Origin of the sequence: Pantoea sp. Pa-EAmG, assembly GCF_030024295.1 — a bacterium.
Classification (GTDB): domain Bacteria; phylum Pseudomonadota; class Gammaproteobacteria; order Enterobacterales; family Enterobacteriaceae; genus Pantoea; species Pantoea dispersa.
In genome coordinates this window covers 1-1127 of sequence record NZ_JASEWO010000363.1, presented here as the reverse complement: position 1 = coordinate 1127, position 1127 = coordinate 1, and the positions used below count along the sequence as shown (strand labels likewise).

Genomic DNA, 1127 nt, shown 5'->3' with positions numbered 1-1127 from the left:
TGGAACACCCGGGCGCTGCTGCTCGTCTGTTCAAAGAGTTCGCGAAAGCGAATGCAAAATTTGAGGTCAAAGCTGCAGCCTTTGAAGGTGAGCTGATCACGGCGGCCAATATTGACCGTCTGGCAACTCTGCCGACTTACGAAGAAGCACTGGCACGTCTGATGTCGACCATGAAAGAAGCCGCTGCTGGCAAACTGGTCCGCACTCTGGCTGCTGTACGCGATGCAAAAGAAGCGGCTTAAGGCCATCTTCTTTTCCTTCGTACTTGCTAACGTATAAACTTTATCTGTTTTTTAGGAACAATCGATATGTCTATCACTAAAGATCAAATTCTGGAAGCAGTTGCAGCTATGTCCGTAATGGAAGTAGTTGAGCTGGTTTCTGCTATGGAAGAAAAATTCGGCGTTTCTGCTGCTGCTGCTGTAGCTGTTGCTGCTGGCCCAGCTGAAGCTGTTGAAGAGAAAACTGAATTCGACGTAATTCTGAAAGCTGCTGGCGCTAACAAAGTTGCCGTAATCAAAGCAGTTCGTACTGCAACTGGTCTGGGCCTGAAAGAAGCTAAAGACCTGGTTGAAGCTACCGGTGTTATCAAAGAAGGCATCAGCAAAGATGACGCAGCTGCTCTGGAAGCACTGCTGAAAGAAGCTGGCGCTGAAGTTGAAGTTAAGTAAGACAACCTTCGGGTTGCAGCCTGAGTAACTCCAGGCTGATGGCTGGTGACTTTTTGGTCACCAGCCTTTTTGCGCTACAGGGGAACGATGGCGTTTCGCACTGTTTGTCCATTGTTTCTCTTCAATATCTTTTTCTATCGACGACTTAATATATCGCTTTCCTGTGAGGGTTCCCTGCCTGCGCAACGGCGATGAAATGATTTAAGAGTGATAGAAAGATGTATTGCATGGGGTGCCGCGCATCGCATGAAAAACAAAATAGTGTTGCATGAACTGTCCCTTCAGGACGGACAGCGTGGGTCGACTTGTCAGCTAGCTGAGGAACCCTATGGTTTACTCCTATACCGAGAAAAAACGTATTCGTAAGGATTTTGGTAAACGTCCACAAGTTCTGGACATACCTTATCTCCTTTCTATCCAGCTTGACTCGTTCCAGAAGTTTATCGAGCAAGATCC

Annotated in this window: 1 protein-coding gene and 1 pseudogene; both read left to right on the top strand. The window is 47.4% G+C overall.

All coding sequences use genetic code 11. The features are described from left to right. Nucleotides 1-242: pseudogene (gene rplJ / locus QMM04_RS22645) on the top strand (50S ribosomal protein L10); the annotation flags it as partial. 66 nt (nt 243-308) lie between these two features. Then, entirely contained in the window at nt 309-671 is a 363-nt protein-coding gene (gene rplL, locus QMM04_RS22640; protein ID WP_200578760.1) for a 50S ribosomal protein L7/L12, read from the top strand. Nucleotides 672-1127: the final 456 nt, after the last annotated feature.